Genomic DNA, 6402 nt, shown 5'->3' on the forward strand with positions numbered 1-6402 from the left:
CAAACGCTCTCTACGAGACGCTAAAAGCGTAGCTTGCAACTCTTACAGAGTATGCAGACTCGCTTGCCGCCGGCGCTATCCGCTTTTTCGTTCAGAATACCCAACTGAATTCTGACTCCTGAATTCTGTTCGATAAATTTAGTTGCTCAAAGCAATTTCTATCGAAACAGAATTATTCTTTAAGTTTTGCTTTGTTAGGTTTGGTAAAGAATCTGACCCTCAATCCCTCATGGCAAATAGCTAAAGATTAAGAAATGGATTAATTATTGTTGGTACTTGCTGCAATTTTGTCTGATAAACCTTAACTAATCGATCAATACCTTTGAAACGATAGTCTCCCATTTCTTGGAAGTCTTCAGGTAGTGAAAGCATTTTATGAGTGGCTTGACTAATCACGCATTCACTAGGGGGACAAACTGCTTCCATCCGAGCAGCAAGATTAATCGTCGCGCCTAATGCCGTATAATCTACCCTTTGGGAACTACCAACATCTCCCACAACAGCCTTACCGCTATTGATAGCAATCCGTAATTGCAAGGGTTCGTGCCAAAAACCATTGGCATTTAAATGTTCGAGACGAGTGAGCATTCCTTTGGCAGCAGTAACAGCGCGATCGGCGTGATCTGCTTGCGGTTCTGGAGCGCCAAAAAATGCCATAATACAATCGCCAATATATTTATCTAAAGTGCCGCCGCAAGTAAACACTTCTTTTAGCATTTCTTCAAATAAATTATTTAATAGTTGAGCGATCGCAGTTGGTGTTAACCGTTCAGAAATTGCTGTAAAACCCACTAAATCTGCAAATAAGATACTGATTTCGCTCTCGGCTGGTGCTAAACGACCACCCGGTAATCCGCCTACAGATATCAATTGCTGCACAACTGCTGGAGAATGATAGCGTTCTAATCGGTGACGAATCATCTCTTCAGTTTTGAGTTTCTCTACCAATAGCCAACGCTGCACACTTGAAGCTACAAGGTTTGCTAAAGCCGAAAAAAAGCTGAGTTCTTCTTCGCCTTCATTTGCCCAATGGTAAGAAGAAAGATTGGCATCGGCATAAAGTACGCCTACAACTTTATTTTCATCCCATAAAGGCACTGCCATCGCGCTACGAATGCCTTTAACTAAAATACTCTGTTCACTAGCAAACCGTTCATCCTGATGGGTATCGGCGGTTTGAATGACAACTTTTTCCTCAAATACCTTTTGACAGATACTCCGACTAATCCAACTTCCATCTGAGGGTAGATGTTTTTGTTGGGAAATATTTCTTGTAGCAGCGTTCACTAACTCTAATTGACCGCAACCATTAACATCAATTAATAGTGCCAAGCGATCGATACTATCAAGGTAACGAAAAACTACTTGCTGCACTTGAGAAAAAATTTCTTCTATAGATGCCGCTGCACAGAGATTTTTCGCTATGTCTACTAAGTCTTTGAGACGGGCAATGGTTTTGTCCTTATTGCTGATATTCCCATCCTTGCTATCAGCTGCAATCCATTGCTGTTGTAATTGTTCGACATTGTGCAGAATTGTTCTCTGCTCATTATTGTCCGAACTTGCGTGATACTCAGGTATCGATTGACCCACAGCGCTTGTGAGCATTACTACCAGGCTAACATTGCCCAACCAAACGATATCACCATGATGCAACTCTTGGGGACAGTTAATCAGATATTTATTGACTTGCGTCCCGTTTTTGCTGCCTAGATCCTCAATAGTCCACACACCGTCTGCTGTTTTCAGCAGGCGAGCATGGTTGCGGGAGACCCCAGCAAAAGGTAGGTACAAGTTACATTCCGGCAAACGACCAATTGTGAATATACCTTGATCGACTGCGATCGTTGTCTCCGTATCTCCCTCTTTTAGGCGTAGCGTGAGTTCAGTCATGAGTGTGATCCATCAAAGCTAGAGGTGCAAGCAACTCTCAGGTAAGTTCTACCTTACAGGTTAACCTTCGCCTTTTCTTTATGACACTGTTAACTGCATTCCGACAACTGTATGTGACAGATATTACATTGAATCAGGCTATTTTGCTGAAGGTTTGTAGGACTTCCGCAAAATATCTGTCAATCTCTCGTATCTGTATATTGTGCCAGTTGCTACAACGCAGAGGCTAGCATCAAAGGGATTTCCCTTATGAGCGGCTGATTTAATTGGGCGGTAATTCTAAACTCATTTCACCTAATAACCCCTTACGAAAATCTGTTAAAAGTTGCCTTGCAGCACGCTCTACATCACCTTTGTAACGATGCTCTGCTAAAGCGTGTAAATAAGTATCCCCCGTGTCTGAGGTCGAATCGAGTTGGTAGCGGGACTGTAATGGTTTCCTCGGTAACAAATCTGTAGTTACGGCTTCTAAGTAGTTGAATAAATCCACTAAGGCTGCTGCAACTAGCTGATTATCGTAAGATGCTTCGCCGATATCATCACAAATGGCTAATTTCAATGCTGCGTCTTGGTCTTCCAACCTTAGAGGGATGACACCAGGAGCATCTAACAATTCCAAATGTTCAGAAATTCGCACCCAACGCAATTGGCGAGTTACCCCAGGACGGGCTGCACTTTCCACTACTCGCCGTCCTAAAAGGCGGTTAATCAAAGCTGATTTACCAACATTGGGAAAACCAATTACCACAGCCCGGACTGGACGAGGTAACATTCCGCGATCGCTTCTTCTTTGATTGAGTTCTACTCCGGCCGCTTGCGCTGCCCGCGCCACTTCTGCTATACCTTTACCATGTTGAGCGTTGGTAAAATAAGGGACTTCCCCTTGGCGTTTAAACCAATCTATCCACAGCGATCGCATTTGCGGCGTAATCATATCTACTCGGTTAAGTATCAATACCCGTGTCTTACCCTCTACCCACTCACCTATTTGGGGATGATGAGTCGCTAAAGGAATTCGGGCATCTCGTACCTCAAATACCACATCTACGCGCTTAAGCTGTTCTTTGAGCTTCTTTTCCGCTTTCGCAATGTGACCTGGATACCATTGAATTACGTTTAATCTATAGTTTTGAGTTATAGCCATTTTTTTATTTGTCCTTTGTTATTTGTCATTTGTCATTAGTCATTTGTTTGTCCAAAACCAATGACTAATGACTCTCTGTAGTAGCAGCTTGATGTAAAATCAGACGATTGCCATCAGGGTCATAGGCATAAATTTCTCTGCCGTGGGAAGCAGTGGAAACATTTCCTGGTGGAGGATAGCCTAAAGCTGTTAGGTGAGCGATCGCATCTTTTAAGTTACTCACTTCTAAACACAAACTTATCTTACTTTTGGCGTAGACACCAAGTGCGCTGTCGTTAGACATCGGTTCAAATTCCGATTCGTTTGTCTTCTTGGGTTTAAAAATACCTAATCGCATACCAACCAAATTAAACTCAGCATAGACATTCGGAATCAAAATAACTGCTTTTTGCTCCAGAAATTTAGTATAAAAATCTACTAATTTATCAAAATTAACCGATCCTATAGTGACAAATGCGTTAGTGTACTCGAAAACCATATTTGCCTATTACCTATTACCTTATCCCAACATCTTATTTTGGCTAAAGTAGGGTGACTAAGTGAGAACTTTGAGCAAATATTGTGTCAATGTAAACGCATCTACACCCAATTCAGTCCGCTCTTGGGCTGCTAAAATCCCGGCTTGTGAATGCCACCAAGCGGCAGTTGCCACAATATCTTCTACAGAAATCTGTTTAGTAGCGGCTTGTGCCAACAATCCACCTAGTAGCCCAGTTAATACGTCACCGCTACCTCCACGTGCCAGAGCGGGTGTACTTTCAGTAATCATCCAAATGCCACCTTGAGGGTTTGCGATCGCAGTTCTCGCCCCTTTCAGTAACACCACCGCCCCACTTTGTAAAGCTGCTTCCTGTACTGCTTTTACCCTGTCATGTTTAGCATCGGCGAGATCAGGAAATAATCGCTGGAATTCGCCAGTGTGGGGTGTGAGTACGGTTACACCGAGACGTTTTTTTAAAGTAGCGATCGCTCCCATTTGTGCCAAAATATTTAAACCATCAGCATCGAGAATCAAAGGGCGTTCGCTTTCTATGACCTCTTGCACAATGGGAGTAGCATCTCGTGTTAAACCGGGGCCACAAGCGATCGCATTAAAGGAAGTCAGATCGGTTTTTTCGGGTAATTGCAATTGAGCGATCGCTCCACTTTCCGTCTCTGGACAACCGATAATTAGCGCTTCTGGCAAGTGCGACACCAAAAGAGATTTTAGCGATTCGGGCACAGCAATAGAAAGCATCCCTACACCACTAGCCCTAGCACCCAAACCAGTTAAAATTGCTCCACCGGCATAGCGCCGCGAACCGCAAATCAGGAGTAAATGTCCTTGTTTATATTTGTGGGTAACTGGTGGGCGAGGTAAGGGTAAAGTAGCGAGTGCCGTTGTTGGTGTAATCCGTTTAATGCTGGGTGCATCTTTGAGAACAGCTTCTACATCAGCTAAAGGAATATCAAAATCGATTAACTCAGCTTTGCCAACATATTCCAGCGCCCGATCTTGGAAGAAAGCTAGTTTCCATAAACCCAAGCAAAAAGTGTGAGTGGCGCGAATGGCAGTTCCTAATACAACGCCAGTATCGGTGTGTAAACCTGAAGGTAAATCAATACTATAAATCGGCACAGACAATTCATTTAACTGATTAATTGCAGAGATGATCGGATCAGTTAGGTTTCTTTCTAAACCAAACCCAAACAAGCCATCAATCAACAAATCAGAATCTGGCAGTTGCTCAATTGTTTGATAAATTGGAATGCCCAAACTCTGGGCATACTGCAAGTGGTGCGAAGTTAATTCCTTAAACTTAGAGAAAGGAGCATAAATCCAAACCTCATACCCACGAAAGTGTAATTCACGGGCTACTACTAAAGCATCCCCACCATTATGACCAGGGCCGACAAGGATTCCGACACGAGATCCCACCGCTTGCGACAACCTCTTTTTACGGGGGATTAGGGGGATCTCTTGAATACGACGGGCAATTAATCCCGCTACCTTTTCCATTAAAGCGACTACAGGCATTCCTGCTGCAAAGATTCGCTCTTCAATATCGCGCATCTGCCCAGCAGTAACTATTACTTGCGAAATTTTCTCTTGCCTGTTCTGCATCAGCCCTAAGTCCTGTTAGCGATCGCGGGGTGTTTAGTTCGTGCTGAGTTATGAGTTTCAGGTTTACTGAAACTTTAGCAGATTTCACACAATTATCTTAAGGAAATTCCACTTGCAGGAGGCAGGAGGAGCAAATCAGTGGGTGCAATTCATGAATTGCCTCTACAGTGCTTGATTGAGGCAGGCAAGAAGTAAGAAGGCTTTTTAGGTTGTACTGAGTTTTTTCAAAAATCAAATATGAGTCCTATATCTTTAAAAAACTTGCTTTTACCACTCCTCTAAAACCAAAACAATCTTTTGACATCCTCACCGCCGTGAACGCACGGTGATTCTGGAGTAATGAGTAATAAGTAAATACCCATTTTTCATCCACTCATTACTTTAAAGCATTGCGTGAAGCACGGGGTTTTAAACCCAACCTTCTGATAACTTATTTACAGGTTTTTTGCGGAATAGACACTGAAATAACTTTTTTATAGCGTCGACTAATTACTAAGCTTGTTCCCATTAAACCCATAAGGATTAAACTTGTATTCGCCGTTGGTTCGGGAACCTGTTGAGGAGTTTGCAAGTTGAAGTTCAGTTTAGCTAAACCTTGAGAAGGGCTTCCAGGGGGATTAAGTTGGTCTTGTTGAGTAAAAGTGATTGTGCCTGTAGCATTTTGGAACAAACCTGTTCCTCCAAAGATGGTAATAGTACCGCTACCTTTGATAATGCCTTCCGCAAAATTAATTTCAGCGCTATCACTTGCTTTGCCAAATAATTCATTAGCACCGCCATAATACCTATCAAAAAAGGCGGGTTCCTCATCTAAACCAAACACACTAGGATTTGAGTTAAAAGTATATTTATTAATTAATGGATTTTCAATAGGTTCAAGTTTACCATAGGTTTCACTAACAAAAGAATCCAATCCATAAGGAGCTAATTGGGTACTTTCACCTTTGATAGTTGCTCTAACAATTCCTAAGTCTGGTCTGTAGGTTGTGTCAATATTGACAAGTGTATTGTAGTCAACACTAAACGTATAATTAACTTGCGCTTTTACACTTTGGATATTTGAGCCTAAACTGACTAGAGTTAAGGTAGCAGTCATGAGCCAGCCTATACGTGAACTAAACATAGTTGTCCTTTTTTGATTAAAGTAACAAAGCTATTTAATGTAGAAATTCGGTTTACCTTCAAAAAACTATAATTTTTTGGATGGTGGGTAATTGCTACCCTAAAATAAAGTTACAAAGTATATAGCTACTTCATAAAT

The 6402-nt window shown here is 42.2% G+C and carries 5 protein-coding genes; all 5 read right to left on the reverse strand.

What is annotated here, in order from left to right:
* Positions 1 to 240: 240 nt before the first annotated feature.
* A complete protein-coding gene (locus GNF10_RS19990; RefSeq protein ID WP_185581546.1) occupies positions 241 to 1893 on the reverse strand; it encodes an adenylate/guanylate cyclase domain-containing protein in 1653 nt (550 codons plus the stop codon).
* 262 nt (positions 1894 to 2155) lie between these two features.
* Positions 2156 to 3037 (reverse strand): ribosome biogenesis GTPase YlqF, encoded by an 882-nt coding sequence (gene ylqF / locus GNF10_RS19995; RefSeq protein ID WP_114081538.1) that lies wholly within the window; start codon positions 3035 to 3037, stop codon positions 2156 to 2158.
* 64 nt (positions 3038 to 3101) lie between these two features.
* Entirely contained in the window at positions 3102 to 3515 is a 414-nt protein-coding gene (locus GNF10_RS20000) for a VOC family protein (protein ID WP_185581547.1), read from the reverse strand.
* 57 nt (positions 3516 to 3572) lie between these two features.
* A complete protein-coding gene (locus GNF10_RS20005) occupies positions 3573 to 5141 on the reverse strand; it encodes an NAD(P)H-hydrate dehydratase (RefSeq protein WP_185581548.1) in 1569 nt (522 codons plus the stop codon).
* Between the two features lie 430 nt (positions 5142 to 5571).
* Entirely contained in the window at positions 5572 to 6264 is a 693-nt protein-coding gene (locus GNF10_RS20010) for a hypothetical protein (RefSeq protein WP_185581549.1), read from the reverse strand.
* Positions 6265 to 6402: the final 138 nt, after the last annotated feature.

It is taken from the genome of Nostoc sp. UCD121, from assembly GCF_014222285.1.
Classification (GTDB): domain Bacteria; phylum Cyanobacteriota; class Cyanobacteriia; order Cyanobacteriales; family Nostocaceae; genus Nostoc.